Raw genomic sequence first — 24,080 nt, forward strand, 5'->3', positions numbered from 1 at the left:
AACGGAGCTAAAATTAGTAAACATCTCCATCTAAGGTTTTGTACTATTTTCTAAACTAAATGTAGGGCTTATTAGCCATTCGTCAATTGGTCCGCTGTCAGGTGGGGCACTACAAACAGCTTCGTAATGGCCGTCTGGTTGCTCCTCAGATATCTGCCAGTTATTAGTTGGATTGGTTTTTACTATTGTCCAGGTAGAAGGAATTGCTCCACCCGAAAAATCTTCGAAAAGATATTGTGCATAGCTAATCTGTATGCAAAACATCAAAAGTAAAAAGAAAGTTTTTTCATATCGTTTAATTTTGGTTCTCAAATTTTAGCAAAAAAAATCAAATTCAATTGTATTTTTTATAGACATCGGATAGGCAATAATGTTAACCAATTGATTATTACATGTTTAGTAAATTCGCTGTTTGTTTCATTTTATAATCAATAATTAATATTAAATCCGAATAAAAATGCGTATTAAAGCGTAAATTTGAGACATATCAAATTCAATTATGGCGCAACAATACAATCCGAGAGATATTACGTGGTTAGGTTTTAATGCAAGAGTATTGCAGGAAGCAAAAGACGAAACTGTTCCGCTACCATTACGAATTCGCTTTTTAGGAATTTTCTCTAATAATCTCGATGAGTTTTTTCGAGTGAGAGTTGCAGGGCTAAAACGTGCTATGGATTTTAAAACTAAAATCATCCAAGAATCTTTCTATGAAGCGCCTTCCAAAATTTTAGAAAAAATCAATAAAATTGTAATTACGCAACAAGAAGATTTTGACAAAACTTGGCGCGAGATTCAAAAAGAAATGGGCAAGCAGAATGTTTTTATTAAAGATTCTAAAAACTTGACTGCCGCGCAGAAAGATTTTGTTGTTAGATATTTTGATGAAGAGGTAGAAAGTAATGTTATTCCGATTCTGTTGCATGATAACGTTCCGATGCCTTATATGCGTGATAAAAGCTTGTATATTGGGATTGCGATGCGCCGTAAAGAATGGAAATACGAAAGTAAATTTGCGATGATCGAAGTCCCAACAAGGACCAATAATCGTTTTGTAATTCTGCCAACTGAGGATAAGTTGGAGAAGAATGTCATGCTTTTAGAAGATGTCATTATCTACAATTTACCGCATATTTTCTCGTATTTTGGATATGATGAGTTCGAAGCCAATTGTTTTAAAGTAACAAAAGATGCAGAGTTTGATTTGGATAACGATATCAAAACCACTCTTGCTGACAAAATCGAAAAAGGTATCAAGAGCCGAAGAAAGGGCAAGCCGACGCGTTTCGTTTTTGATAAAGAAATGGACAAAGCGCTATTAGAATTTTTAATTAAAAAATTAAACCTTTCCAAAAAAGATAGCATCATTCCGGGGCAGAAGATTCACAACTTTAGACATTTTATGGATTTTCCAGATGTTTTTAAAGCTTATGAAAAACCTGTCGAACGGACACAATTCACCCATCCAGCATTTGCGCAAAAGGAGAGAGTTACCGATGTTATTGTGCAGAACGATGTCTTGTTGACGTTTCCGTATCATAACTATGTTCCTGTTATCGATTTGTTGCGCGAGGCGGCTATGGATCCGCATGTTAAGTCGATCCAAATAACGGCTTATCGTTTATCGAGCAGTTCCAAAATCGTCAATGCTTTAGTGAATGCCGTTCGTAATGGTAAGGAGGTGACTGTGATGTTAGAATTGCGTGCCAGATTCGATGAAGAAGCTAATCTTGAATGGAAAGAAAAGTTAGAACTCGAAGGTGTTAAAGTTTTGGTCGGAATCCCGAATAAAAAAGTCCACGCTAAACTTTGTGTTATAAAAAAACGAGTGAATAATAAGACGATTCAATACGGTTTTATTAGCACTGGGAATTTTAATGAAAAAACAGCAAGAATCTACGGTGATAGCTTGTTGATGACAGCCAATCGTTCGATAATGGCAGATATTAATAAAGTGTTCAATGTTTTACGAAAGCCAAAAGAAGATCCAATGCCAGTGCTTAAAACTTGTAAATCTTTGTTGGTTTGTCCACAGTTTATGAGAGATAAAATCATTTGGCATATCGATAAAGAAATTGAAGAAGCTAAAGCTGGTCGCAAAGCGGAGATGATTATTAAGGTTAACTCTTTGAGTGATAAGATTTTAATAAACAAAATGTACGATGCAGCCAACGCAGGAGTCGATATCAAAATGATTGTCCGCGGCATCTATTGTGCTGTTAATCAAAAAGATTTTAAAAAGAAAATCCGTGCCATTAGCATTGTTGATGAGTATCTAGAACATGCGAGGATTATGTATTTCTATAACAAAGGAAAAGAAGATTTTTATCTGTCTTCTGCCGATTGGATGGCTCGTAACCTCGATTTTCGAATAGAAGCAGCAACGCCAATTTTACAAAAAGATCTTAAAAAACAACTCAAAGATATGTTGGATATCCAATTGAGTGACAATGTAAAAGCTAGAATTTTGGACAAAAATATCCGTAACGAATATGTTAAAAATGAAGATGGAAAACCAATTCGTTCGCAAATAGAAATTTATCATTATCTAAAAAATCTGTAGATTTATACTATGAAAATTGCAGCTATAGATATAGGAAGTAATGCAGCTCGACTGTTGATAAATGATGTACAAGAAGTTAACGGCAAGCCAGAATTTACAAAACTTAATTTATTGAGAATTCCGCTTCGTTTGGGGATGGATGTTTTTAATTTGGGCGAAATTGGGGCAGAACGTCAGAAGATGTTCATCAATTCTATGAAGATTTTTCATCAGTTGATGGAGGTTTACAATGTCGAACATTACAGAGCTTGTGCAACTAGTGCGATGCGCGATGCTAAAAATGGCGCAGAACTTATTGAACTAGCAAAAAAAGAAGCACAAATCAACATCGAAATTATTACAGGTGACGAAGAAGCAACCTTGATTTATGAAAATCATGTTGAAGAAAATCTTGATAAAAAATCAGCCTATCTTTATATAGATGTCGGTGGCGGTTCTACCGAATTGACTTTCTACGAAAACGGAAAAATGCTTTACGAAAAGTCATTTAATATTGGGACAATCCGATTGTTGCAAGGTTTGGTGACCGATGATATGTGGTTCGAAATGAAGTCCGAAATCAAGAAAAATATTCTTTCTAAAAATAATGTTGTGGCGATTGGTTCGGGCGGGAATATCAATAAAATTTTCTCTTTAAGTAAGACTAAAGACGGGAAAGCGATGTCTGCAGCGACGCTTAAAAAATATTATAAAACGATGAAAGAAATGAGCATTGTCGAACGTATGTCTTTTTATCAGATTCGTGAGGATCGCGCGGATGTTTTGGTGCCTGCGCTTCAGATTTTTAATAATGTGATGAATTGGGCGGATATTAACCATATTTTTGTTCCGAAAATTTCCGTGGCAGATGGTTTAATTAAAAGCATTTATTCTAAAGTAAAAAAGAAATAATTACTTTGCAATTACTGCTTTTTTGACCTTGTAAAACCTAGTGTTTTAATCTTTTATGATTAAATTAAAATACACAAACCTCCAATTACGGAGGTTTTTCATTTATAAATTACTGTCGACAACGCTGATGTTTTCTCGGAAAAGCTCCACGGGTTTATCTAGTAAAACAGCAATAACTGTGAGGTTGTTATCCAGTCGATCTTCGGGAATGTCGATGTACACGATCCCAGGGATTTTGCTCCAATATAATTTGTTGAAAACTTGATGATTAATCACCGAGCCTTCACCAACAATTCTCACCCGCGAAATTTGATTTTTCAAACCTTTGATGGCGATTGGACCATTTGGTTTTCCATCGACAAAAAGATATAAAGTTTGTCGGTCCTTGCTTAGCGTTGTCAAACCATCAAAATGTCCACTCAGAAGACTGTCGCCAGTATTGTAAAAAGCTTCAGCATGTTTGCTGAGCCAGTTTTTAATTTCAGAATTCTGAGTTTTAACATTCATATTCTGACCATCTTCCGTAAATCCATATTTTTGAAATAAGCCGACATCTTTAGTTTTACTAACTTCTTCTGCAAGTCGATAAACTGCTTGCTTTGTATTTTTAGAATTGATAATTTGGTTAAAATCAAAATTGCTTTCCAAAGTCGGTTCCACGAATTTTGGTTTTTCCTTAAAACTAATTTCGATAACGCTAACATCTTGATCGTAATTTGCATTCGTAATATCGATGTCGAGATTTCCTTTTTTATCGGTTTTAAAATTTAGTTTCGCAGCATTATCATTTAACATTTTAAGACTTAAAACTTCAGTTTGCAAACCATGAAGACTAAGATGTTCTTTGTTGCGATCGAGATAAAGAAATAGTTTTTTTCCATCTTTTGAAAAAGCGGATTTCCCTAAATAGTTTTTAGAATCTAAACCTCGTCGCGTTCCGTAGATTGCTTCAGGATATTTTTTAGTCCAACGACCAAGATTTTCCAAAACATCTTGCTGTTCTTTCACAATCGTTCCATCGGCTTTTGGACCAATATCAATTAGAAGATTTCCGCCCATACTGATGACGTCTGCGAGAGTTCTGACAATCATATTCGGTGTTTTATAATGCGTGTCAAAAGGTTGGTAACCCCAAGAATCGTTCATTGTGTAACATAATTCCCAATAGTCGCCGTCGGGTGCAACAACAGGAACGCCTTGTTCTGCTGTCGCATAATCACCATGTTGGTTGAGCCTAGAATTGATGATAATATCTTTGTTAAATTTTCTAAGATTTGTCAAGGTTTGCGGCGCTTTCCATTCTTCGGAAGTATGTTCCCAATCACCATCAAACCAAATTAAATCTGGTTGATATTGTTGCGATAATTCGTCAAGTTGGTGTTGATAATATTTGACAAAATTGTTCCAACGCTGAGGTTCTTTGGTAATGTCGTAACGCTTTTTAGTTCGCGTTGCAACATCGTAATTGTCGTGGCTCCAATCGGGAAGCGAGTAATACAAACCAGTTTTAAGACCTGTTTTTTTCAATGCTGAAACAAATGGTGTCAAAACATCTTTTTTAGCTTTTGAATCTCTAATCGTCGTAATGGCTTTGTCCGCTTTAGAATCCCACAACGAAACGCCATCGTGATGTCTCGTCGTTATGACTGAATATTTCGCGCCTGAATTTTTAATCAATTTAGCCCAAGTTTCTGGTTGATAATTAGAAGCTGTGAAACCATCTAATTGTTTCATATAATTGTCGTGGTTGATGTAGTTGTTAAAAAACGCCCACGACTCGGATATTCCTTTTACCGAATAAATGCCCCAATGTATAAAAATCCCAAGTTTAGCATTCTGAAACCATTCCATTTTGGAAGTTGGTTGCTCATTTTTCTGCGCCGAAAAAAGTAGAGAAACACTTACGAATCCTGAACAAAATAGTTTTTTCATGTCGGAGCTTTGTTATTTTTAAGTATATGAAATTTTCGTCAATTTTCCTTTTGTTCGTTCTTAACCTACGTCAATATTAATCTTACAAAAGCTTTGTATTTTTGATAAAAATTATTACCAATGGAATTAGGAATAGGGATGCTTGGGGATTTATCAATAGACCCAACCACTGGAAAATATAGAAATGCTGGTGTCAAAATGCGTGAAATTTTGGACCAAATAAAATTAATGGACGAAGTCGGAATCGATGTTTTTGCAATGGGCGAGCATCACCGCGAAGATTATGCGGTTTCTTCACCAGAAATCATTTTGGCTGCGGCGTCTAGTATTACTAAAAATATAAAATTAGCAAGTGGGGTAACCGTTTTAAGCTCTTCAGAACCAGTAAAGGTTTATGAAGATTTTGCAACGATTGATCAAATTTCGGATGGGCGTGCTGAGATTGTCGTAGGACGTGGAAGTTTCATCGAGTCTTTTCCGCTTTATGGTTATGATTTGTCCGATTATAATGAGCTTTTTGAAGAAAAATTGGGTTTACTCTTAAAAATAAATTCTGGAGAAAACGTAAGTTGGAAAGGTCGATTAAGAGCACCAATGAACAATCAAACTGTCTATCCTAGAGCTACAAATAATGGTAAATTACCAATTTGGGTTGCCGTTGGCGGGACCCCAGAATCCGTGTTGAGAGCCGCGACTTTGGGCTTACCTTTAATTGTTGCAATTATCGGAGGAATGCCAATGCAGTTCAAACCACTAATTGATTTTTACAAACAGGAATATCTGAAAGCTGGACATCCTGAAAGTGAAATGCAAATCGCAATACATTCGCACACTTTCGTTAGTGAAGATCCACAAGTAATCGAGGATTATTTTGGAAACTATAAAGCGCAAATGGATAGGATAGGAGCGAGTCGTGGTTGGGCGCCTTACACTAAAATGCAATATGACGGTGGACGCAGTGCCGATGGTGCTTTATTTATCGGAAATGCTGATGAGGTTGCTGAGAAAATTAACCGTGTTAAAGAAGCTTTTGGTTTAACAAGATTCATTGGACACATGGATATTGGTGATCCATCACACGATATTATGTTAAAGTCTATTGAACTTTTCGGAACTAAAATTTCTGACCAAGTTCGTTAAAATAAAAATCGCCTTTCAAAACTATTTGAAAGGCGATTTTGTTATGCTTTATTTTCTTCTGAAGAATCATCTGGTTTTGGTGGCTCTTCTTTTTTTACCACTTTAACCGATTTTGTCTCGATAGTTTTTGTTTTTTCGTCTTCACCTTTTAGATAGGATGGAAGATTAAGTCCAGCCATATTGAATAGATCATTAAGTGGTGGAACAGTTTTCATCATACCAGAAACGAAGTTCGCTGTTGAGGTTGTTCCTTCAGGATTGTTGCCGCCATCCCAAACAGTAACTTTATCAATTTTGATATTTTTAACCGCTTCAACTTGCGTTCTAACCAATTCAGGAAGTTTTTCAATCAACAATAATTGGAATGCACTATTGGTGTCGCCACCAGCTGCTTTAACAACTTGGTCGTAACCTTCTGCCTGCTTAGTCAAAATTTCGTAAAGACCTTTCGCTTCAGCTTCCATTTTTGCGAAGATTGCATCTGCCTCACCTTTCGCTTGAAGTCTAATTTTTTCTGCTTCTGCTTCTGCATCGATGATGGCTTTTTGTTTCGAAATCTCCGCAGGTACAACGATGTTGGCTTGTTGTGTAGAACGCTCTCTTTCTGCTCTCGCAGTTTCTGCTTTTTGTTCCGCTAAATAGGATTCTTCCAAAGCTTTCGCTGCCTGTACTTTTTCTGCTGCAATTGCAATTTTCAAAGCTTCAGCTTCACGCTGTCTTCTTTCAGCATCAGAATTTGCAATCGTAATTTTCGCTTCGTTTTCCCCTTTAATCGCTAATGAGTTAGCTTCCGAAGTCGCAATACGTGCGTCTCTTTCAGCTTCTGCTTTACCAATCGCTTCATCTTTGCCAGCCGATGCAATACTAATTTCTCTATCTTTTTGAGTAATCGCAATTTTTACATCACGATCTCTTTGTGTTTCAGCAATTTGTGTGTCTTTTTCTCTGTCTGCGATTGCTTTACCAGTTTCACCAATTTTAGTTTGTTCAGCAACCGAGATAATCGCTTCGTTAATCGCTTTAGCAGCAGCTTCTTTACCAAGAGCCTCGATGTAGCCAGACTCATCACGGATGTCGGTAACGTTAACGTTGATAAGTTTTAGACCGATTTTCTTTAATTCGGTATCGACGTTTTTAGAAATGTTATCTAAGAATTTATCTCTGTCAGAGTTAATTTCCTCAATCGTCATTGTTGCAATAACCAAACGCAACTGACCAAATAGGATATCTTTAGAAAGTTCCTGAATTTGCTCCGGAGAAAGACCTAACAATCTTTCCGCTGCATTTCCCATGCTATCTGGCTCTGTAGAAATCGCAATGGTGAAACGACAAGGCACATCGACACGAATATTTTGTCGAGAAAGGGCGTTGGTCAAATTGGCTTCAATAGAAATTGGTTTTAAATCCAAATAAGCAAAATCCTGAATGACAGGCCAAACGAAAGCACCACCACCGTGGATACATTTCGCAGAACTGCCGCCAGTCTTACCATAGATTACCAAAATTTTATCCGACGGACAACGTTTGTACCGCGAGATAAGCGCCATAAAGGTTACGAATAGTACAAATACGAGTACTACAATTAGGATAAAAGTCCCATTAATTCCATCAATCATTTTATAGTTTTATTTAAATTTTTTCAACAATAAGAATTTTATCCTCGATACGAATAACTTTTACAAGTTTTCCAGATTGGATCGCTTCGGTTTCCGAAACTGCGGTCAACTCGTGGTTAGTCCCGTTAAGTGAAATTAAAACTTTTCCTTGACCTGATTTTTCAGACGGTATTGTTAAATACACTTCACCACTTTTGCCAATCAATTTGCTGATGTCAAAAGTATTGTCTTCGGACAGTTTTAGGATTTGTTTAATAATGACAAAATATAACGCAATGAAAACCAAACCAACCAAAGCTGCGACAATGACCAAAAATGTTTTGTTTGCAATTGTTTGATAAAATGCGACACCAGCCCAACCAAAACCAAGTAAAAAATTAACCAAGTTTCTGAACGAGAATAATTGGAAAGGCGCATCGGCATGGTCAAGATTTCCGTCAAAATCTGCATTGATTCCGTCGGAGGCATCACTGCCGATTAGCGTTAAAATGGTCTGAACTAGAAAAATTAAACTCGCTGCAATTGCAATCCACCAAAAGGCTTGCTGCAAAGAGTCCATTCCTTGTAAAAAGTCTAACATAGTTTTATTTAGTATTGTTTAAAAATAGTAAAAAAAATACAGAAATGAAAGCTTTTTTAGAGAATGCTTTTAAGTTTTTGTAAACTTTTTCTTAAATGCTTAGGTTTTAAATAAATGTAATATGACAAAAAAAAGCGCTCCAAAAATGAAGCGCTTTATTTTATAATTCTTTTCTAAGTCTAGCAACTGGGATATTGAGTTGCTCACGATATTTCGCAATCGTACGACGTGCAATGTTGTAACCTTTTTCTTTTAAGATGCCAACCAAAGCATCGTCTGTCAAAGGTTTTCTCTTGTCCTCGTTGTCGACAACTTCTTGTAAGTGATTTTTAATTTCTTTAGTCGAAACCTCTTCGCCATCATCGTTTGTCAAACTATCAGAGAATAGATTTTTAAGATAGACAATTCCGTTAGGCGTGTCCGCGTATTTGCTTTTAACAACACGAGAAATCGTCGAAATGTCAAAACCTGTAATGTCGGCAACATCCTTCAAAATCATTGGTTTGATGTTCTTTTCGTCGCCAGTTAAGAAGTATTCTTTCTGAAGTTTGACAATGGCAGTTATTGTTTGCAATAGTGTATTTTGACGCTGATTAATCGCGTCGATATACCATTTTGCAGCGTCTAATTTTTGTTTTATAAATAGAGCTGCTTGTTTGTGCTCCGCAGATTTTTTATCGTGAGAATAGGTTGTTAAAATTTCTTTGTATTCTTCCGAAACACGCAGTGTAGGAGCATTTTTGCTATTCAGCATTGGGATAACTTGGTTGTCCTTAATCTGTATAACAAAGTCCGGAATAATCTCTTGGTTAATCGTAATCGATTGCGTGTCAAAGTTGCCGCCGATTCTTGGTGATAATTTTGAAATAACTTCTAAAGCATCCTTAAGATCTTCTTCTTCGATGTCGTATTTCTGAATAATCTTGTTGTAATGCTTGTTACTTAACGCATCAAACTGATTTCTTAAAATATTAGCAGCCAAACTAACCGCAGGATCTGCACTTACCTTTTTCTCAATTTGTAATAAAAGACATTCGCGAAGATCGCGTGCGCCAACACCAGCTGGATCTAGTTTTTGAACATAATTTTCAAGAATTTCGGTGACATTTTCTGCTGTTGTGTAGATGCCTTGTGAGAAAGCTAAATCGTCAACAATCGATTTGATTTCACGACGAAGATACCCGTCGTTGTCAAGGTTTCCGATAAGATATTCAGCAATTTGCAGATCTTCTCCATCTATCTTAGCTAATCTAATTTGCTCTAAAAGATAGTCGTAAAGACTTTGTCCTTCTGTTAATAAAGACTGATTATCGAACTCTTCATCGTCAGCAGAATAGTTGCTAGACGCTGTTTTGTAACTTGGTTCGTCATCATAAAGATATTCGTCAACATCAAAATCTGTTTCGATGCTTTCGTTGCCTTCATCATCAAAATCACTTTCTCCAGAATCTTGATAGTCGTCTTCGCTATCGCTATCCGAAACTTTTTCTAAAGCAGGATTTTCTTCTAATTCGCGCTCTAACTCTTCTTCAAACTCTAAGGTATGAAGCTGAATCAACTTCATCAATTGAATCTGTTGCGGGGCTAATTTTTGACCTAGTTTAAGTTGTAAATTTTGTTTCAGCATATCTTTTTTTGCTAATGGCATACATCAGCGTTACGAATTTACAATTTTTTTTCTTGAATGCAACAAAGTTTGCACGATTTTTGATACTAATTGTTGATAACAAAAAAGCCTTTCAATTTTGAAAGGCTTTTTTGTATTTTAAATAAGTTAAATCTTACTTTTTAGTAATACCAAGAGTTTCTGGGAAACGTGCAGCTGTAAAGTCTCTAGAGATTGCAGCCTTCTCGAATTTTAGTTTTCCAGATAATGTTTCCAATACTACACCATCATCATTGATGCTAAAGATTGTCCCCTGCATACCCGAAGTTGTTACCACTTTTGCTCCTGGTTTTAGAGCTTCTTGGAAAGTTTTTTCTTGCTTTTGCTTACGCATTTGCGGACGAATCATTAGGAAATAAAATCCTACGAACATAAGACCCATCATAATTAATGTTGGTGTCATAGATTGTCCTGCTGGAGCTTGCAAAAATATTGTCATCATGTTCATCTGTTCTTAATTTTAGTTAGTTATTTCTGCTGTGAAGCCGATTCTGATTGGCGCTTTTTCTACGTTAGCATAGACGTCAGCTGCTTTTGCAACATTGCCATCAAAATCTCCAGAGTCAAACTTAAGTGTAATTTTTCCTGATTTCCCTGGAAGAATTGGTTCTTTTGTAAAGTCTGGAGCAGTACATCCGCAACCTGGTTTAACAGAAGAAATAATTAAAGGTTTTGTCCCAGTATTTGTGATTTCGTAAACGTGGCTAACAACATCTCCTTTTTTAATTTTACCAAAAGAAAAATCAGATTCTTTAAGAGCTACTGTCGTTAAAGGGTTTTTTTGAGCTTCTTCCAACATTGCATCTTCTTGTGTTGCATGCTCGTGTCCAGCGTGGTCATCAACGCCAACTGGTGTTGTTTGGTTTTCTACAACCGCCGAACTATTGTCTTCTACAACTGTAGTTTCGTCCTTTTTATTACAAGAAACAATGCTGATTGCCATTGCTGCGATGGTTAGATACTTAAATGATCTTTTCATAATATATTCGTATTAAGAATTATGCTCTGTTTTTGTCTTTGCTATACTTGTCCAGAATACCATTAATAAAGATGTTTGACTTCTCGGTTGCATAGACTTTTGCAATGTCAATATATTCGTTAATGATAACTTTGGAAGGCGTTTGTGGGAAATAATCCATCTCTGTAATGGCTGCTACCAATATGATTTTATCCATTAAAGAAACTCTGTCTAGCTCCCAATTAACCAATCTTTCTTCTAATTTCTTTTCTGAATCTTCCCAATTGTTAAGACTTTGACGAAGAAGTTTTTTTGCAAATTCTTCATCTTCATCATCCTTGATTGCTTTTACTAAAGTATGGCTAGGTGTGTCTTCTTTTAGGAAACCGATAGTCTTCTGGATCATCGAGTTAGAGATGTGATAATCATCTGCCCAGCTCATTTCCATTTCTTCGAATCTATCGTGTAGATCGTTGTTTTCGGCAACATATCTTAGAAATAATTTTCCAATGAATTTTTGATCATCTTCAAAAGAAATTTCGTCACTGGTCATGTACTCGTGGTAACGTTTTCCGGCTTTTATTCTTTGGAAAGTTTTAACAAGAACTTCGTCGTTAAAGTCCCAGATTAGTTCTTTGTGTTTGTCCGTGAAGCTTCTACGTTCTTCATTGTTTTCTAGGCTTTCTAAAACTTGGTTTCTAACAAATTTCTGATTCGGATTGATGTCGCTATCGTTTTTAATAAATTTGTTTTTACCAATTTCAATTTGATTTTCGGCAACATGTTTTAATGCTACTAAAAAATTAAGTTGATAGATGTACAGGTTGTAGATTTTGCTCATTTCGTTGATGAGATTTTTTTCTACAGTCTCCTGTCTAATAGGGTTTTGGTAGTATGAATAGAGATTTTCTATTACTTTTTCACGGATTTGTCGTCTTCCAAGCATTTCAAAGAACTTTATTTGGCTACAAAGATAAGCATTTTAATTTTTCTAATAATCTGACTTTTGTAGTTTATAGAAGCTGATCATTGGTTTTCTTTTTCAGTTTCGATAAGTCGTAATTGTTCTAGATTTTTGCTAAGACGTTTTAATAATATTCCGTAGAAAATTTTGTAGTAAAGTATTATTAATAAGATACTAAGAAGTAATGCGACAATGATCCCAATGATGAAGCCTAGTTTGGTTGTTTCGCTGAGTTGTACGCTTTGTTCTCCCATAACAATACTTAGATAAATACTGAACGAAACAATGTAGACCACTAATAGTATTACATTGATGATAATGAATGCATTAACTTTTCTTTTAAAACTGATAATACGTAAGATAAATTGTTTGAGATTATCCTCAACGCTGATCCTTCTATAACTTTTATAAAATAGATAGACAAAAATACCGGTTAAACTAAGACTCAAAATTTTGATTACTAAATAGATTTTGTCCATCGTATGAAGAATCTCGTTTTGATTCTGTAGGTGTAATCTTGATAATATTTCGCGGAAGTTAACATGATCGTCTTTGGAGACTAAAGAATATATAAGCAATGTGATAAATATAAAAAACTCTAACAAACTTATCCAAAGAAGATACTTCACATAATTTCTAGATTTTGTGTTAAGCATGGCTTCGATGTCAGATTGCTGATAGGCTTCTTCTACTTTTTGGTTCTGCCAAACCGATTTTAGGTCATCTATGTTAAAGTCGTTGTTAGGCATGTTGCGTCATTAATTCTTTTAGCGTCTTTTTTAATCTATTCATTTTTACACGGGCATTAACTTCTGTAATCCCTAATGTCTCGGCGATTTCTTTGTAAGAAACGTCGTCCAGATACATCATAACAATGGCGCGTTCTACATTTGGGAGAAGTTTTATGACTTTATAGAGTAACGAAATTTGCGCTTGCTTTTCGTCATCTTGTTCTTGCTCATACTCGAAGTGGACTTCATCTAGCTCGCTGGTTAATGGTGATTTCGTTTTTTTTCTGAATAAAGTTATGGCAGTGTTAAGCGCTACACGATACATCCAAGTTGATATTTTAGAATTTCCTTTGAAGCTGTCGTAAGAACGCCATAATTGCAAAACAATCTCTTGGAAGAGATCTTGTTCGTCTTCTAAAGAATTGGTGTACAACCTCGATACCTTTATGATAAGACCTTGGTTGCCTTTGATAAGTTGAGAAAATTCTTTCTGTTTTGAGTCCAATTTTTAGAAAGCGATATTTTTTGAATTATTTTTGATAAAGATAATAGTTTTTGAGCTTATTTTGTGCGAGTTTGCTCAGATATAATTGTTAAATCTTATTTGATCAAAAAATGGTATTTTATTTGTTACCAAAATTCAAAATTATTTTATGGGAGAACAAACTGTTTCGTATATAGAGTTGGTCTATGGTGTGCTAAAAGGTTGGTATGTGCGTCTTGCAGAGATTACACCAAATTTGATTGTTGGTCTGCTCGTATTCTTTTTCTTTTTTAGTACTAGTAAATACTTAAGCAAAGTCGCAGTAAGATTGTTCCATAAAGCTTTTCCGAAAAGTAAGGTAGAATCTGTAACGACTTTAGTCGGTGTATTTCGCTTTTTGATTATGATCATGGGAACTTTTATTTCCCTAGAGATTATGGGCTTTAGCGGTTTCTTTGTTAAGTTTTTAGGAAGTTTGGGTGTTGCTGGGGTTATCGCTGGGGTTGCACTAAAAGATTTGGTGTCGAGTATATTTTCTGGGATGTTGGTTGGTATCGATAAGGCCTTTGTAGTTGGCGATTATATTACTATTGGTAATCATTCTGGGACGGTGCAAGAGATTGGTTTTTTAACAACTAAATTAATAAATGACGAAGGTAAAAAAGTCTATGTGCCGAATCAGGTGATTTTTAATGCGCCATTTTACAATATTACAGCTTCGCCTCAACGTAAGGTTATTCTTAATTTTGAAATCCCAATGAAGGAAGATTTAGACCAAGTTAAAGAAGGTATAGAAACTGTAATTTCTAATCTTGATAAAGCAAAGGAAATTCATCCAGAAGTTTTATTCACAAATCTGAATGGCGGTCTTATTACGGTGCAAGCAAAGTTTTTGGTGGAGCTTGGTTCTAGTCCAAATGTTCTTAAAAGCAATGCCATTGTTTCTATTAAAAATGAAATGACAAAACGCGGCATTAGATTTACTAGTCCTACAAGCATTAGCTTGGAAAACCATGCGCCTTCTACAGACGCTACTAATTCTTAATTATAAATTTCTGATTGTAGATTTTGCTGTCTTCTATGTAGTGTAAGAAATACATTCCTTTTGGAAGGTGTTCTGTTTTAAAGGTTTTTTTCCAATTTGTAGATTTTGATTCATTATTAACTTTCCTGTTGAACTATAAATTTTGATTTTTGTTTCAAGAGTAGAGTTGATAATCATTTCAATATTTTTAGAAACTACTAATATTGGTGTTTTCTTGATTTCAGTTGTTGATAAAATTTGTGCAGAGATATCAATGCTATCAATTCCAACGAAGTAAGTTGTTACATTTAAAATAATTCTTATTTCGTCAAAATTTCCAAATGTGGGATATTCTTCAACAGAAAAACTTGACCAACGTTCAGGGTTTCTAAATGATAAATTTGCGGTTGCAACTTCAACACCTTTTAAAAATCCTTTGAATGTAGCATAAAGATTGGTGTCAGGTTTTAGGTATATCGAATTAAACTTAAATGCTGATCCGTCATTAGATTTAATTCTTAAATATTTCATATCCCAATTATCAAGGCTGATAGAACCATCAAGATTTGTAATTCCACCGTATGGAAAGCGCTTGAAATTAAATTCTCCCGTATTATCAAAAGCGATTACATCCTAGCCTTAAGTCATGTGTCGTTGTTATAAGTGTCTTCAACATGCTCTGTTATGAAGTTGAAATCTTTAATGCCATAACTTGGTGTTTTTGAGCAATTGCATAGACAGAAAATAAACTTAATAATAGGTAAAAATATTTCATAACTAAACTTTGTTTTAAAGTTAGAAAATATTTAATAAATAAAAAACCTCCAAGATTATTAACATCTGGAGGCTTTCATTTATTTTAAAAATTCTAGAATTATGCTCCTAAAACTTCTTTTACTTTGTTAGCTGCTTCTTCTAGAGTAATTGCAGAGTGAACGTTAAGTCCAGAATCGTCAATCATTTTCTTAGCGATTTCAGCGTTAGTACCTTGTAATCTTACGATTAATGGAACTGGGATGTTTCCGATGCTGTTGTAAGCGTCGATAACACCTTGTGCAACTCTATCACATCTTACGATACCACCGAAGATATTGATAAGGATAGCTTTTACGTTTGGATCTTTCAAGATGATATTGAAAGCCGTCTCAACTCTTTGCGCATCTGCAGTACCACCAACGTCTAGGAAGTTAGCAGGGTTACCACCTGATAATTTGATGATGTCCATAGTTGCCATTGCAAGACCAGCACCGTTTACCATACAAGCAACGTTACCATCTAGCTTTACGAAGTTAAGACCAGCGTCACCAGCTTCTACATCTGTTGGATCTTCTTCTCTCTTATCTCTAAGTTCTGCTAAATCTTTGTGACGGAACAATGCATTGTCATCCAAAGATACCTTTGCATCAACTGCGATAATTTTGTTATCTGAAGTCTTAAGAACAGGGTTGATTTCGAAAAGAGAAGCGTCGATACCAACATACGCGTTATAAAGCGACGTGATAAACTTAACAAACTCTTTGAAAGCAGTACCTTCTAATCCTAAGTTGAAAGCAATTTTTCTCGCTTGGAAACCTTGAAGACCTACAGCTGGATCTACAACTTCGTTGTGGATTAAGTGTGGTGTAACTTCAGCAACGTGCTCGATATCCATACCTCCTTCCGTAGAATATACAATCATGTTTTTCCCTTGCGCTCTGTCTAGTAATACAGAAACATAAAATTCTTTAGTTTCTGACTCACCTGGATAATATACATCTTCAGCGATTAATACAGAGTGTACTTTTTTACCTTCTGCAGACGTCTGAGGCGTTACCAATTGCATACCAAGGATGTTGTTAGCGTTTTCTTTAAGCTTATCCATGTTAGGAGAGAACTTAACACCACCACCTTTACCACGACCACCTGCGTGGATTTGAGCTTTAACTACCCAAGCTTGTGCGCCTGTCTCAGAAGTTAATTTTTCAGCAGCAGCTACAGCTTCATCAACATTATTCGCAACAATACCGCGTTGGATCGCAACACCGTATTTTGATAAAATCTCTTTAGATTGGTATTCGTGAAGATTCATAATATTTTTATTGTTTTATTTACTATTTTTTAAGATTTACAAATTTAATAAAATTGAGGGAATAAAATAATTTAAACTCAAATTTTTAATTTGACATTTAACATAGGATTAATACTTTGCGCCAACTTCTTTACAAATTTGCAAATATTCGTTAGGCATTTTCGAAAATGTTCCCGTTTCAAAATACTCATCCGGGTGCGGAATATACATAGTATAATCCTTTCCAATTGGGATAATCGGAATAAAAAATAACTCAATATACTTTTTGTAAACCGTGATTATCGCATTAACGGGAAATCCATTTTTCGTGATTTTTCGCTCCTCTTTAGCTACAGGTTTGGAGTTAATTCCGAAAATGAAAAAGAACATTATTATTAATTAAATTTTATTCTTTGCAAAATACCAAATCAGCATTGCCCAACTGATGATCATAAAAAGTCCACCAAGCGGCGTAATTGGTCCTAAAAATTTTAAGTTAAGACCCCAATAATCTTGGAAACTCAAAAAATAAATACTGAATGAAAACAAAAATGTCCCGATAATCATCGCTAACGAAATCCATTTGTGACTCCCAGTATCGAATTTTAAAATATAACCAACAATTAAAAGAAAAAACGCAGCGTACATTTGGTATCTAACACCAGTTTCAAAACTTTCTAGACGTTCTACAGAAAGTATTTTCTTAAAAGCGTGTGCGCCAAAAGCACCTAATATCACTGAAAGCATTCCGTAAAATGCTCCAAATACTAATGTAAATGTTTTCATTTTAAATTTATTTTTGAGTCATTAATAAAAATATTTTCCCCGCTGTTGTCAAAATGCCGAGGATGATAAAAAGCCATGCAAATCTTTTGCTAGGTGCAAATCCAGGATTTTTGGTCACTTTTAAAAAGATTCCGAAGCCTAAAATAAAGATGGATAATCCGAGTCCGAACATATTCTTATTTTTTTGATCTTAAATTTTCTAACTCTGCGATAACCTCATGATGGCTAACGGTTTTATCTTTAAAGTAAGTTACGAAATGTTGTTTCTCTTCTTCGGTTGCGCCAAACTGATTAAGGATGTTAAACAAGTGCATCTTCATGTGACCTTTTTGGATTCCTGTAGTGACTAAAGAACGTAAAGCACCAAAGTTTTGCGCCAATCCCGAAACTGCCAAAATACTCATCAATTCTTGAGCAGATGGTTTTCCTAGAAGTGCCAAAGAGAATTTTACCAAAGGATGAAGATTGGTCAGACCTCCAACAACACCAACCGAAATTGGCAGATCGATCCAAAATCTAAAAATACCATTGTCTGTCGTACAATGTGTCAGCGACGAATATTTTCCGTTGCGAGATGCATAAGCGTGTGCACAAGCTTCAGTTGCACGGAAGTCGTTTCCAGTTGCGATAACCACAGCGTCGACGCCGTTCATAATGCCTTTGTTGTGTGTTGTTGCACGATAAGGTTCGATCTCGGCGATGTTAACAGCTTGTTTAAATTTCCATGCAAATTCTTCGTTAGAAATGCCGCTGTCGTCCTTCAGCTCATCAATCGGGCAAGAAACTTCTGCACGAACTATACAATCTGGTGTAAAGTTGGACAAGATATTCATCACAACTTGTAGCGAATCTTTTTCCGCTTGTGTAAAGTCCGCTTCGTTAGCTACTTCTTCTTTCAAAGTTTTTCCGAATTGCTCCAGACAAGAGTTGATGAAGTTAGCACCCATCGAATCTACAGTGTCAAAACTTGCTTTCAGTTGGAAGTAATTTGGCATTTCCTCCGTCTTGTCAATCAAACGAATGTTAAGAATTCCACCACCACGTTTTCTCATGTTGGCGGTAATATCTTCGGTTGCGTCGAATAATTTTTTCTTCAATTTAAAATTGAAAAAATGTTGAAGTTTGTGAGGTTCAACGTTTAAAATAAAATGTGTGTGCCCAAGCTTTTTGGTATTGATAATCGTTGTTTTAAAACCACCTTTATCCAGCCAGAATTTTGCCGCTTTGGAAGCTGCTGCAACAACAGAACTTTCTTCAACCGCCATTGGTAGCGCCAAAAGTTTGCCATCGATTAAAAAATTTGGGGCAATCCCATAAGGCATATAAAAGTTGGAAATCGTGTTTTCCGAAAACTCTTCGTGTAGTTTTTGTAAATCGGAATCGTTGTTCCAATATTGTTGTAAAATTTGTTCGTAACTTCTGTCATTCGATAGATACTCGCTGATAAGCCAATCTATCTTTCTTTGCTTGGATAATTTTGAAAATCCTTCTACCGGTTGATGATTCATTTAATACGACTTTAAGTTTCAAAGATAAGGAATTCGTTTCAGCTAAAGTCAAGTAATAAGCTTTTGAAAGTCTGAAAATTGTCATTTTTTTGACATTTTTTCAATATTGATTTTGAATCTTAAATTTTTCTCACAATTTATTTTAAAACAGAAAATAATAAGCTCAATAATTGTTTTTCTCAATAGAAATCAATTTTAAATTTAATTAAAGAACAAAAACTTTTTTAATAAATAGCCGTATTTTTGCACTCTTTTTTAAGCAAAATATCATGTCGGAAGTTTCTAAAATGTCGTCGCAACTCATCAAATTATCAGAATATCGTAGAGCAGTTTTTGGCTATTTCTTTTGTCAAGGGATTTGCTTTGCATCGTGGGCAAGCCGCATTCCCACAATTAAAGAAAATCTTCACCTTAGCGAAGGACAATTGGGAACAATGCTTTTGATGTTGCCGATGGGGCAACTTTTCACGATGGCACTTTCTGGCAAAATCAATACAAAATACGGAAGCGCAAAAGTTATCACGATCGTATCTATATTATACGCCTTGATTTTGGTAAGTATTTCTTTCGCAACCAATGTTTATATGTTGGCAGCCTCTTTATTACTCTTCGGTGTTGCAGGAAATATGGCGAGCGTTGCGGTTAACACGCAAGCCGTCGCTGTAGAGAAAATGTATGGCAAATCGATAATGACGGTTTTCCATGGTGGATGGAGTTTAGCAGGATTCTTCGGCGCATTAATCGGACTTTTAACCATTAACTTTCATATTAATACGACTTATCATTTTTTAATCATATTTGGTTTAATCATTATTAATACGATTTGGAATGTTAAATATCTTGTTCCAAAAATAGAACATGCAAGTTCTGCTGGTAAAAAAGTGAAATTCCGACCAGATTCTATTTTAATACAATTAGGAATTGTCGGTTTCTTTAGTATGGCAACAGAAGGCGCGATGTTCGACTGGACGGGCGTTTACTTTAAGGATGTTATTAAATCTCCAGCATCTTTAGTGATTTTAGGCTATACATCATTTATGATTATGATGGCGACGGGACGTTTTCTTGGCGGAATTCTCATTACAAAACTAGGAAACAGAAAAGTTTTAATGATTAGTGGTTTGCTTATGTTTATCGGAATGATGATGTCTGTGTTGTTTCCATTTGTGGTGACTTCAACCATTGGCTTTATGTTGGTTGGTTTGGGTGTTGCTTGTTGTGTGCCGACGGTGTATAGTTTGGCGGGGACGCATCCGAGTATTCCGCCAAGTATGGCAATTGCTTTGGTGTCGAGTATCAGTTTTTTAGGATTTTTGATGGGACCTCCATTAATTGGCTACATTGCTGAGTTGTCAAGTTTGCGTTGGAGTTTCACTTTATTTTCGATGTTTGGACTGGCAATGGTTGTGATGATGTTTGTGAGTTCTTACTTCAAAAAATCATAAATTTCTGTTAAGTCAGACTTTGCTCCATTTTTAAATTTTTGGATTAAATTTTTCTAAGTTCTTCATTAATAAATCTTTTTGAGTTATACGGCTCCCAAAAAGTGTATTTTTCTTAACATAGATCAAGCTATAAAGTTATCATAAATCAATGTTTACTAAGCAGTTGCGGTGCTATATTTGCAATAGAAATTTAAACAAACAAATAAAACAAATATTATGGCAACTAAATGGTTATTAGACCCAACGCACAGCGAAGTAAATTTTAAAGTTAGACACATGATGATTTCTAATGTTAAAGGAGAATTCAGAAACTTTAATGCAGAAATCGAAGCTAACGATGACACATTCCAAAATGCAAAAACAACTGCTTTTATCGATGTAGATTCAATTTATACAAACAATACAGATCGTGATAATCACCTTAAGTCTGCTGAATTCTTTAACGCAGAACTTAACCCAAAAATCACTTTCGAATCAGATTCACTTAACCAAGATATTACTGGTAACTTAACAATTAACGGTGTTACAAAACCAGTGAAATTGGAAGTAGAATTCGGTGGTATTAATGTTGACCCTTGGGGAAATACAAAAGCAGGTTTCACTTTCGAGGGAAAAATTAGCAGAAATGATTTCGGTCTTAACTGGAATGCAGCACTAGAAGCTGGTGGTGTTATGGTTGGCGATGATGTAAAAATCTCGGGTGACCTACAGTTTGTAAAACAAGCTTAAACTTATCAATCTATATATCACAGAAAGATTTAAGAAGTGTTCATTCGCTTCTTAAATTTTTCGTTTTTAAATATGAACTTAAACGATCTAAATCAAATATCCGAAGGCTTTCAGAAGACACCAAAAATGCCCGTTCTTTTTTTGGGACATGGCTCTCCGATGAATGCGATTGAGGATAATGTTTTTGTGCAAGGCTTTAGAAATATTTCGAAAGAAATCCCAACGCCTAACGCAATTTTGTGCGTTTCCGCACACTGGTTTACAGAGGGAACTTTTGTAACAGCGATGCAACATCCGAAGACCATTCATGATTTTTATGGTTTTCCAAAAGAATTATTCGATGTAGAATATCCTGCGCCTGGCAGTCCCGAATTGGCGCACAAAACCGTTGAACTTCTATCTCCGGCTTTGGTGGAAGAAGATCATAATTGGGGATTGGACCACGGTGCATGGTCGGTGGTTCGACATATGTTTCCAGAGGCTAATATTCCGGTGATACAGCTAAGCATCGACTATACGAAGTCGCCGCAATATCATTTTGAATTGGCGCAACGTCTTAACAAATTGCGTGAAAAAGGAATTTTAATAATTGGTAGTGGTAACATTGTCCATAACTTGAGAATGATCGATTGGCAGAATATTAACACGGTAGGTTCTGGCTGGGATTGGGCAATTGAAGCCCGCGAAAAAATAAATCATTGGTTGATGGATGGTGACTTCCAAAAGTTAATCGATTATCAAAAACAAGGTACGAGTTTGCAATATGCAGTCCCGTCGCCAGATCATTTTTTACCATTAATCTACACTTTGGGATTAAAGGACAAATCAGAAAATCTTTCGCTTTTTAACGATGCATTAATCGGCGGCAGTCTTAGTATGACCAGTGTTCTGGTTCATTAATTTAGTTTTCATAGTTTTATTTTTTTAGGTTTTGTTCCAAAAGAGCAAAACCTTTTTTTTGTAGGGCGACTCGCAAAAAATAAAAATCCCGAGAATTTCGGGATTTTTATTTTATTCTTCAGATTCCATTGGAGGATCTTGGAAGTAGCCTTCTTTTTCAAGGTCTGCGATGACCTTTTCGGCAGTTTTTACACCCCATTCTTCTCCTGCCTTCATGCTTTCCTGCATAATTTGCGGAAGTATGCTCATACTTTTTTTACCAACAGGTGTATTATAAAATTTGATTAGCTGATCAATGTCTTCGGAAGTATAATATTTTGAATAAATACCAACCATTTTTTCAAGCAAATCATTATAATTTATTTTTTCTCGGATTTTTGTCCAAAAAATAGTTGGGACAGTTGGATTCGTTTCCGCATAGTGATTCATCATCTGGGTAAACATCAATTCTACATTTTTTGTCATACCCATAACTTCCATTAGTTTTTCAACCTTTTGTTCTTTTGTTTGTGCGGAAGATAATGCTGAAACCAAAAATGCCGATACTAAAAATATTTTTTTCATGTTAAACGGTTACGTTTAGTTTTTTATTTCTAATTAAATCTGCAATCGCCAACATATCTCTTCCGATAAGTCTGTCTTCTTCTAATTTTGGAACAACACTTCTAATAATGCTAAAGTTTTCTTCAATTATTTTTGAACATTTTGCAGGTCTACGGAATTCTAATCCTTGCGCTGCAAACATCAATTCTACTGAAAGAATATTCACCAAATTATCCAAAACTTGATTGAACTTTCTTCCTGAAATACTTCCCATTGATACGTGATCTTCTTGACCTAAACTTGTTGGTATAGAATCCGCGGAAGCTGGGAAACAAAGTGTTTTGTTTTCTGTTACTAAAGCTGCTGAGGTATATTGTGGAATCATAAATCCTGAATTAAGCCCAGAACTTTCTGTCAATAATCTTGGAAGCCCAAATTTTCCTTCTAATAAAAGATAACTTCTTCGGTCGGAAATATTTCCTAATTCTGCAGCGGCTAAAGTTGCGTAGTCAAGCGGTAAAGCCATCAATTGTCCATGGAAGTTTCCACCAGAGATTGATTCTTCGGCGCTTAACACGATTGGATTATCGGTTACAGAATTTAGTTCTGTTTCCGCCATCATTTTAAGATGTTCAAAAGCATTGCGACTCGCGCCATGTACTTGTGGAACGCAACGCATAGAGTATGGATCTTGTACACGATCACAGAATTCATGCGATTTTAGGTTGTCAGAACCTTTTAAGAATTTCAGCATTCTAGCCGCCACTTTTTTACTTCCAGCAAATGGACGAATCTCATGCAACTCTTTCTTAAAAGGACTTGCCGAACCTCTGTAAGCTTCAAGACTCATCGCGGCAGTCATATCAGCAAGGTCAAGAAGATATTCCATTTTTTCTAAACCTTTGATGGCATGTGCTAGAATAAATTGTGTTCCGTTAATTAAACCCAAACCTTCTTTTGGTCCAAGTTTCAAGGCTTTTAATTTATGTTTTTTAAGGGCAATTTCTGTGTCAACAATTTTATCACCGTCCCAAACTTGACCAAGACCAAGCAGTGGAAGAACCAAATGTGACAAAGGCGCCAAATCTCCCGACGCGCCAACAGAACCTTGCTCAGGCACAACAGGGATAATATCTTTTTCCAGCATTAAAATCAAACGCTCGATAACGTCTAAAGAAACACCCGAAAATCCTTTTGACAACGCATGAACTTTAGAAATAATCATAATTTTCGAAAGTTCTTTATCAATCGGTTTTCCAACACCGACAGCATGAGAAATGATGAGATTGTGTTGAAGTTGTGCTGTTTCTTCTTCTGAAATCTTCACATCGCAAAGTGGTCCAAAACCAGTGTTGATGCCATATACTGTATCATCCGACGCAACAATTTTTGCAACATTTTTTTGAGACTTAAGAATTTGATCTTTTGCCGTTTTATTAAGTTTTGCTTTAGCAGTGTCTTTACAAATTTCTAAAACATCTTTATAAGAGAATTGGTCAATACCGTATATCATTATCGTAAATTTTGGTTAAAAATAATGAAATTTACTGAGCTTTTCAAAGTGAGTTATTTA

Annotated in this window: 25 protein-coding genes; 7 read left to right on the forward strand and 18 right to left on the reverse strand. The window is 35.5% G+C overall.

Annotated elements, in window-relative coordinates; genetic code table 11:
- Nucleotides 1-30: 30 nt before the first annotated feature.
- The gene (locus AC23MB_RS12635; RefSeq protein ID WP_312324718.1) at nucleotides 31-312 is read right to left on the reverse strand and encodes a choice-of-anchor J domain-containing protein; all 282 of its coding nucleotides are present in this window, start codon (nucleotides 310-312) and stop codon (nucleotides 31-33) included.
- 187 nt (nucleotides 313-499) lie between these two features.
- Between AC23MB_RS12635 and ppk1 the strand changes: the two genes are divergently transcribed.
- On the forward strand, nucleotides 500-2,563 hold the full coding sequence (gene ppk1 / locus AC23MB_RS12640; RefSeq protein ID WP_487787456.1) for a polyphosphate kinase 1: 2,064 nt from the start codon (nucleotides 500-502) through the stop codon (nucleotides 2,561-2,563).
- A 9-nt stretch (nucleotides 2,564-2,572) separates the two neighbouring features.
- Nucleotides 2,573-3,454, forward strand: a complete 882-nt coding sequence (locus tag AC23MB_RS12645; protein ID WP_487787457.1) for a Ppx/GppA phosphatase family protein — start codon at nucleotides 2,573-2,575, stop codon at nucleotides 3,452-3,454.
- Nucleotides 3,455-3,556: 102 nt separating this feature from the next.
- Here AC23MB_RS12645 and AC23MB_RS12650 read toward each other — a convergent pair whose 3' ends face one another.
- Entirely contained in the window at nucleotides 3,557-5,386 is a 1,830-nt protein-coding gene (locus AC23MB_RS12650; RefSeq protein ID WP_487787458.1) for an alpha-L-fucosidase, read from the reverse strand.
- Nucleotides 5,387-5,506: 120 nt separating this feature from the next.
- On the opposite strand from AC23MB_RS12650, the gene AC23MB_RS12655 reads away from it, so the two are divergent.
- Nucleotides 5,507-6,526, forward strand: coding sequence for an LLM class flavin-dependent oxidoreductase (locus AC23MB_RS12655; protein WP_487787459.1), 1,020 nt, complete (start codon nucleotides 5,507-5,509; stop codon nucleotides 6,524-6,526).
- A gap of 41 nt (nucleotides 6,527-6,567) precedes the next feature.
- On the opposite strand, the gene AC23MB_RS12660 is transcribed toward AC23MB_RS12655, so the two are convergent.
- From AC23MB_RS12660 to AC23MB_RS12695, 8 genes are all read right to left on the reverse strand, one after another.
- Nucleotides 6,568-8,142 carry a flotillin family protein gene (locus AC23MB_RS12660; RefSeq protein ID WP_313029228.1) on the reverse strand — a complete coding sequence of 525 codons (1,575 nt, stop codon included), beginning with the start codon at nucleotides 8,140-8,142 and terminating at the stop codon, nucleotides 6,568-6,570.
- A gap of 13 nt (nucleotides 8,143-8,155) precedes the next feature.
- Nucleotides 8,156-8,722, reverse strand: a complete 567-nt coding sequence (locus tag AC23MB_RS12665; RefSeq protein WP_079667436.1) for an NfeD family protein — start codon at nucleotides 8,720-8,722, stop codon at nucleotides 8,156-8,158.
- A 160-nt stretch (nucleotides 8,723-8,882) separates the two neighbouring features.
- Nucleotides 8,883-10,349 (reverse strand): RNA polymerase factor sigma-54, encoded by a 1,467-nt coding sequence (rpoN, locus tag AC23MB_RS12670; RefSeq protein WP_487787465.1) that lies wholly within the window; start codon nucleotides 10,347-10,349, stop codon nucleotides 8,883-8,885.
- A 154-nt stretch (nucleotides 10,350-10,503) separates the two neighbouring features.
- Nucleotides 10,504-10,836 carry a preprotein translocase subunit YajC gene (yajC, locus tag AC23MB_RS12675; RefSeq protein WP_487787460.1) on the reverse strand — a complete coding sequence of 111 codons (333 nt, stop codon included), beginning with the start codon at nucleotides 10,834-10,836 and terminating at the stop codon, nucleotides 10,504-10,506.
- A 12-nt stretch (nucleotides 10,837-10,848) separates the two neighbouring features.
- On the reverse strand, nucleotides 10,849-11,367 hold the full coding sequence (locus tag AC23MB_RS12680; RefSeq protein WP_487787461.1) for a DUF1573 domain-containing protein: 519 nt from the start codon (nucleotides 11,365-11,367) through the stop codon (nucleotides 10,849-10,851).
- Nucleotides 11,368-11,386: 19 nt separating this feature from the next.
- Nucleotides 11,387-12,292, reverse strand: coding sequence for a transcription antitermination factor NusB (gene nusB, locus AC23MB_RS12685; protein ID WP_374329141.1), 906 nt, complete (start codon nucleotides 12,290-12,292; stop codon nucleotides 11,387-11,389).
- A gap of 80 nt (nucleotides 12,293-12,372) precedes the next feature.
- On the reverse strand, nucleotides 12,373-13,059 hold the full coding sequence (locus tag AC23MB_RS12690; protein WP_312323038.1) for a beta-carotene 15,15'-monooxygenase: 687 nt from the start codon (nucleotides 13,057-13,059) through the stop codon (nucleotides 12,373-12,375).
- Nucleotides 13,052-13,546, reverse strand: a complete 495-nt coding sequence (locus AC23MB_RS12695) for an RNA polymerase sigma factor (protein ID WP_079667442.1) — start codon at nucleotides 13,544-13,546, stop codon at nucleotides 13,052-13,054. The genes AC23MB_RS12690 and AC23MB_RS12695 overlap by 8 nt, the downstream gene beginning before the upstream one ends.
- A gap of 148 nt (nucleotides 13,547-13,694) precedes the next feature.
- Here AC23MB_RS12695 and AC23MB_RS12700 point away from each other — a divergent pair, with 148 nt between their 5' ends.
- On the forward strand, nucleotides 13,695-14,570 hold the full coding sequence (locus AC23MB_RS12700) for a mechanosensitive ion channel family protein (protein WP_487787462.1): 876 nt from the start codon (nucleotides 13,695-13,697) through the stop codon (nucleotides 14,568-14,570).
- Here AC23MB_RS12700 and AC23MB_RS12705 read toward each other — a convergent pair.
- The 6 genes from AC23MB_RS12705 to AC23MB_RS12730 all read right to left on the reverse strand — a co-directional run bounded on the left by AC23MB_RS12705 (nucleotide 14,560) and on the right by AC23MB_RS12730 (nucleotide 18,890).
- A complete protein-coding gene (locus AC23MB_RS12705) occupies nucleotides 14,560-14,625 on the reverse strand; it encodes a hypothetical protein (protein ID WP_374329154.1) in 66 nt (21 codons plus the stop codon). The two genes, AC23MB_RS12700 and AC23MB_RS12705, sit on opposite strands and share 11 nt — an antisense overlap.
- Nucleotides 14,626-15,423: 798 nt before the next feature.
- A complete protein-coding gene (sucC, locus tag AC23MB_RS12710; protein WP_312323046.1) occupies nucleotides 15,424-16,617 on the reverse strand; it encodes an ADP-forming succinate--CoA ligase subunit beta in 1,194 nt (397 codons plus the stop codon).
- Between the two features lie 108 nt (nucleotides 16,618-16,725).
- Nucleotides 16,726-16,986 (reverse strand): zinc ribbon domain-containing protein, encoded by a 261-nt coding sequence (locus tag AC23MB_RS12715; protein ID WP_312323049.1) that lies wholly within the window; start codon nucleotides 16,984-16,986, stop codon nucleotides 16,726-16,728.
- Between the two features lie 9 nt (nucleotides 16,987-16,995).
- Nucleotides 16,996-17,382 carry a DUF423 domain-containing protein gene (locus AC23MB_RS12720; protein ID WP_409508754.1) on the reverse strand — a complete coding sequence of 129 codons (387 nt, stop codon included), beginning with the start codon at nucleotides 17,380-17,382 and terminating at the stop codon, nucleotides 16,996-16,998.
- Nucleotides 17,383-17,389: 7 nt separating this feature from the next.
- Nucleotides 17,390-17,554, reverse strand: a complete 165-nt coding sequence (locus tag AC23MB_RS12725; protein ID WP_313215042.1) for a hypothetical protein — start codon at nucleotides 17,552-17,554, stop codon at nucleotides 17,390-17,392.
- A gap of 4 nt (nucleotides 17,555-17,558) precedes the next feature.
- Entirely contained in the window at nucleotides 17,559-18,890 is a 1,332-nt protein-coding gene (locus AC23MB_RS12730; RefSeq protein WP_374329145.1) for a hydroxymethylglutaryl-CoA reductase, degradative, read from the reverse strand.
- A 269-nt stretch (nucleotides 18,891-19,159) separates the two neighbouring features.
- Between AC23MB_RS12730 and AC23MB_RS12735 the strand changes: the two genes are divergently transcribed.
- The 3 genes from AC23MB_RS12735 (at nucleotide 19,160) to ygiD (ending at nucleotide 21,964) form a co-directional block, all read left to right on the forward strand.
- A complete protein-coding gene (locus AC23MB_RS12735) occupies nucleotides 19,160-20,335 on the forward strand; it encodes an MFS transporter (protein WP_487787463.1) in 1,176 nt (391 codons plus the stop codon).
- A gap of 216 nt (nucleotides 20,336-20,551) precedes the next feature.
- Nucleotides 20,552-21,064: a YceI family protein gene (locus tag AC23MB_RS12740; protein WP_313029198.1), complete on the forward strand. Its 513-nt coding sequence runs from the start codon at nucleotides 20,552-20,554 to the stop codon at nucleotides 21,062-21,064.
- Between the two features lie 72 nt (nucleotides 21,065-21,136).
- Nucleotides 21,137-21,964: a 4,5-DOPA-extradiol-dioxygenase gene (gene ygiD / locus AC23MB_RS12745; protein ID WP_312323817.1), complete on the forward strand. Its 828-nt coding sequence runs from the start codon at nucleotides 21,137-21,139 to the stop codon at nucleotides 21,962-21,964.
- A 111-nt stretch (nucleotides 21,965-22,075) separates the two neighbouring features.
- Here ygiD and AC23MB_RS12750 read toward each other — a convergent pair whose 3' ends face one another.
- Entirely contained in the window at nucleotides 22,076-22,528 is a 453-nt protein-coding gene (locus AC23MB_RS12750) for a DUF2059 domain-containing protein (RefSeq protein WP_312323818.1), read from the reverse strand.
- A gap of 1 nt (nucleotide 22,529) precedes the next feature.
- A complete protein-coding gene (hutH, locus tag AC23MB_RS12755; RefSeq protein ID WP_487787464.1) occupies nucleotides 22,530-24,020 on the reverse strand; it encodes a histidine ammonia-lyase in 1,491 nt (496 codons plus the stop codon).
- Between the last annotated feature and the right edge of the window lie 60 nt (nucleotides 24,021-24,080).

It is taken from the genome of Soonwooa sp. T0.1_25 (assembly GCF_057652215.1).

Excerpts from the sequence above, each read along its gene's own strand:
- ygiD (WP_312323817.1), top strand. The coding sequence starts at position 21,137 with ATGAACTTAAACGATCTAAATCAAATATCCGAAGGCTTTCAGAAGACA.
- AC23MB_RS12725 (WP_313215042.1), bottom strand. The coding sequence starts at position 17,554 with ATGTTCGGACTCGGATTATCCATCTTTATTTTAGGCTTCGGAATCTTT.
- AC23MB_RS12655 (WP_487787459.1), top strand. The coding sequence starts at position 5,507 with ATGGAATTAGGAATAGGGATGCTTGGGGATTTATCAATAGACCCAACC.
- sucC (WP_312323046.1), bottom strand. The coding sequence starts at position 16,617 with ATGAATCTTCACGAATACCAATCTAAAGAGATTTTATCAAAATACGGT.
- rpoN (WP_487787465.1), bottom strand. The coding sequence starts at position 10,349 with ATGCTGAAACAAAATTTACAACTTAAACTAGGTCAAAAATTAGCCCCG.
- AC23MB_RS12665 (WP_079667436.1), bottom strand. The coding sequence starts at position 8,722 with ATGTTAGACTTTTTACAAGGAATGGACTCTTTGCAGCAAGCCTTTTGG.
- AC23MB_RS12700 (WP_487787462.1), top strand. The coding sequence starts at position 13,695 with ATGGGAGAACAAACTGTTTCGTATATAGAGTTGGTCTATGGTGTGCTA.
- AC23MB_RS12750 (WP_312323818.1), bottom strand. The coding sequence starts at position 22,528 with ATGAAAAAAATATTTTTAGTATCGGCATTTTTGGTTTCAGCATTATCT.
- AC23MB_RS12730 (WP_374329145.1), bottom strand. The coding sequence starts at position 18,890 with ATGAATCATCAACCGGTAGAAGGATTTTCAAAATTATCCAAGCAAAGA.
- hutH (WP_487787464.1), bottom strand. The coding sequence starts at position 24,020 with ATGATATACGGTATTGACCAATTCTCTTATAAAGATGTTTTAGAAATT.
- AC23MB_RS12735 (WP_487787463.1), top strand. The coding sequence starts at position 19,160 with ATGTCGGAAGTTTCTAAAATGTCGTCGCAACTCATCAAATTATCAGAA.
- AC23MB_RS12690 (WP_312323038.1), bottom strand. The coding sequence starts at position 13,059 with ATGCCTAACAACGACTTTAACATAGATGACCTAAAATCGGTTTGGCAG.
- AC23MB_RS12740 (WP_313029198.1), top strand. The coding sequence starts at position 20,552 with ATGGCAACTAAATGGTTATTAGACCCAACGCACAGCGAAGTAAATTTT.
- AC23MB_RS12680 (WP_487787461.1), bottom strand. The coding sequence starts at position 11,367 with ATGAAAAGATCATTTAAGTATCTAACCATCGCAGCAATGGCAATCAGC.
- yajC (WP_487787460.1), bottom strand. The coding sequence starts at position 10,836 with ATGAACATGATGACAATATTTTTGCAAGCTCCAGCAGGACAATCTATG.
- ppk1 (WP_487787456.1), top strand. The coding sequence starts at position 500 with ATGGCGCAACAATACAATCCGAGAGATATTACGTGGTTAGGTTTTAAT.
- AC23MB_RS12650 (WP_487787458.1), bottom strand. The coding sequence starts at position 5,386 with ATGAAAAAACTATTTTGTTCAGGATTCGTAAGTGTTTCTCTACTTTTT.
- nusB (WP_374329141.1), bottom strand. The coding sequence starts at position 12,292 with ATGCTTGGAAGACGACAAATCCGTGAAAAAGTAATAGAAAATCTCTAT.
- AC23MB_RS12660 (WP_313029228.1), bottom strand. The coding sequence starts at position 8,142 with ATGATTGATGGAATTAATGGGACTTTTATCCTAATTGTAGTACTCGTA.
- AC23MB_RS12645 (WP_487787457.1), top strand. The coding sequence starts at position 2,573 with ATGAAAATTGCAGCTATAGATATAGGAAGTAATGCAGCTCGACTGTTG.
- AC23MB_RS12715 (WP_312323049.1), bottom strand. The coding sequence starts at position 16,986 with ATGTTCTTTTTCATTTTCGGAATTAACTCCAAACCTGTAGCTAAAGAG.
- AC23MB_RS12720 (WP_409508754.1), bottom strand. The coding sequence starts at position 17,382 with ATGAAAACATTTACATTAGTATTTGGAGCATTTTACGGAATGCTTTCA.